Origin of the sequence: Collinsella sp. AF05-9, from assembly GCF_003465595.1 — a bacterium.
Lineage (GTDB): Bacteria > Actinomycetota > Coriobacteriia > Coriobacteriales > Coriobacteriaceae > Collinsella.
Map to the genome: position 1 here is coordinate 1 of NZ_QSBB01000069.1, position 1,591 is coordinate 1,591.

A 1,591-nucleotide genomic window follows, 5' to 3' on the forward strand; every position below is an offset into this window, starting at 1 on the left:
AACATTCCGCACTGATATCTTCTGTATTGAAGACGTCGATGATGCACCCGTATACCATTGACGTCGACACCATCAGATGCGGACCGCGCGGTGACTCCACATTCCGCTGGCGCCCACAGGGCTGCCCTCGTTTCCTGACATGTCCCGCGCGGCCCGCGGCGAGCCGAGACCGCCGCATGACCTAATAGGAGCATGGAGCGATACCGCGGACCCGAACAACCGCATTCTATCGCGCCCCGTCAGTGTGCCGTCTGCCCGGTCCAGGCGAGCACGGAAAGAACGGAGCGAGACATGAGAACCGAATCGACACCCGGCGCCCGCGGGCCGGTCTTCTGCGGGGTCGACACCCACGCCGACTCGCACTGGCTGTACGTCCTCGACTGGAGGGGCCGCAAGGTCCTGTCCCGCCAGTTCCCCGCCGACGCGGCGGGATACGAGGCGCTCGCCGGGGCGATCGCGGCGGCCGGGGAGCCGGCCTGCGTCGCGATGGAGGGGACGTCGTCCTACGGGGCGGGCCTCACCAGGCACCTCGCGTCGCTGGGGATGCCCGTGCGCGAGGCGCTCTCCCCGGCGAGGACGCAGAGGAGGCGCCCGGGACAGGGAAAGTGCGACGAGGCGGACGCGGAGAGGGCCGCCCGCGCGGCGATGTCCGGCTCAAAGCTCGGGACCCCCAAGAGCCAGGACGGGTGGGTCGACGGGGTGCGCTGCATGCTCGCGGCGCGCTCCGGGGCGGTGAAGGCGCGGACCTCGGCGATCAACACCGCGAGGTCCCTGCTCACCACCGCGCCGGAGGGGCTCAGGTCGAGGTTCCGCGGGGTGGCGGGGCCGAGGCTGATGGAGGTGCTCCCCTCCGTGCGCGCCGAGGGCGCGCTGGGCGCCGCACTCGGCGCGCTGGCGGACCTGTGGGCGGCGGCGCGCGACGCGGCGCTCGACATGGAGCGCGCGATCGAGGCGTCCCTGGAGGAGAACTGCCCCGCGCTGCTGGCTATGTACGGGTGCGGGCCCGTGAGCGCGGCCAAGCTCGCGGTCGCGGCCGGGGACAACCCGGGCAGGCTGCGCTCCGAGGCGTCGTTCGCGGCGATATGCGGCGCCTGCCCCATCCCCGCCTCGAGCGGCAAGACCGTGAGGCACAGGCTCAACAGGGGCGGCGACCGGCAGGCGAACAGCGCGCTGCACGAGATCGCGAGGCAGAGGGTCATGCGCGACCCCGAGACCGCCGAGTACGCCGAGAGGGCCAGGGCGCGGGGGAAGAGCGACAGGGAGGTCATGAGGTGCCTCAAGCGCTACGTGGCCAGGGAGGCGTACCGGGCGCTGATGCACCCGCACGAGATCAGGAGGCCCGAGGACGCCTCGGAGCTCGTGGCGGCCAGGCGCGCGGCGAAGGTCAGCCAGGTGAGGGCGGCGTCCATATTGGGAACCAGCGAGAAGTACATCTCGATGCTGGAGAGGGGCCAAAGGGAGCTCAAGCCCATAAGGAGGGCCTACGAGGCATGGGTCGAGGCCGGACTTCCGCTCGATTGGGACAGGCAAGCCTTCGAGGCCGAGCGCAAAATGGATTCTAAAAAAACACCTTGCCAAATAGGAGCGTCAG

Annotated in this window: 1 protein-coding gene; it reads left to right on the top strand. The window is 70.2% G+C overall.

Annotated features, from left to right (window positions below; all coding sequences use genetic code 11):
* Window positions 1-291: 291 nt before the first annotated feature.
* Window positions 292-1,591: IS110 family transposase (locus DWV43_RS09920; RefSeq protein ID WP_117818112.1), on the top strand; the 1,300-nt coding region annotated here is incomplete at its 3' end.